The organism is Kitasatospora sp. NPDC029312 (assembly GCF_055569215.1).
In genome coordinates, this window is record NZ_JBVHXY010000096.1 from 1 (window position 1) to 1,302 (window position 1,302).

At 56.3% G+C, this 1,302-nt stretch carries 1 rRNA gene; it reads left to right on the forward strand.

The window, feature by feature from the left end:
* Positions 1–1,300 (forward strand): 23S ribosomal RNA (locus tag ACZ4WV_RS35420); the annotation flags it as partial.
* Positions 1,301–1,302: the final 2 nt, after the last annotated feature.

Below are 1,302 nucleotides of genomic sequence, written 5' to 3' on the forward strand. Positions count from 1 at the left end.
AAACCGACTCAGGTGGTCAGGTAGAGAATACCGAGGCGTTCGGGTGAACTATGGTTAAGGAACTCGGCAAAATGCCCCCGTAACTTCGGGAGAAGGGGGGCCATTCCTGGTGATGAGTCTTGCACTCTGAGCTGGGGGTGGCCGCAGAGACCAGCGAGAAGCGACTGTTTACTAAAAACACAGGTCCGTGCGAAGCCGTAAGGCGATGTATACGGACTGACGCCTGCCCGGTGCTGGAACGTTAAGGGGACCGGTTAGCTCGACTTCGGTCGGGCGAAGCTGAGAACTTAAGCGCCAGTAAACGGCGGTGGTAACTATAACCATCCTAAGGTAGCGAAATTCCTTGTCGGGTAAGTTCCGACCTGCACGAATGGCGTAACGACTTCTCGACTGTCTCAACCATAGGCCCGGTGAAATTGCATTACGAGTAAAGATGCTCGTTTCGCGCAGCAGGACGGAAAGACCCCGGGACCTTTACTATAGCTTGATATTGGTGTTCGGTTCGGCTTGTGTAGGATAGGTGGGAGACTGTGAAGCGGCAACGCCAGTTGTCGTGGAGTCGACGTTGAAATACCACTCTGGTCGTGCTGGATGTCTAACCTGGGTCCGTGATCCGGATCAGGGACAGTGTCTGGTGGGTAGTTTAACTGGGGCGGTTGCCTCCTAAAGGGTAACGGAGGCGCCCAAAGGTTCCCTCAGCCTGGTTGGCAATCAGGTGTTGAGTGTAAGTGCACAAGGGAGCTTGACTGTGAGACTGACGGGTCGAGCAGGTACGAAAGTAGGGACTAGTGATCCGGCGGTGGCTTGTGGAAGCGCCGTCGCTCAACGGATAAAAGGTACCCCGGGGATAACAGGCTGATCTTCCCCAAGAGTCCATATCGACGGGATGGTTTGGCACCTCGATGTCGGCTCGTCGCATCCTGGGGCTGGAGTAGGTCCCAAGGGTTGGGCTGTTCGCCCATTAAAGCGGTACGCGAGCTGGGTTTAGAACGTCGTGAGACAGTTCGGTCCCTATCCGCTGTGCGCGTAGGAGTGTTGAGAAGGGCTGTCCCTAGTACGAGAGGACCGGGACGGACGAACCTCTGGTGTGCCAGTTGTCCTGCCAAGGGCATGGCTGGTTGGCTACGTTCGGGAGGGATAACCGCTGAAAGCATCTAAGCGGGAAGCCTGCTTCGAGATGAGCACTCCCACCTCCTTGAGAGGGTAAGGCTCCCAGTAGACGACTGGGTTGATAGGCCGGATATGGAAGCCCTGTGAGGGGTGGAGTTGACCGGTACTAATAGGCCGAGGGCTTGTCCTCAG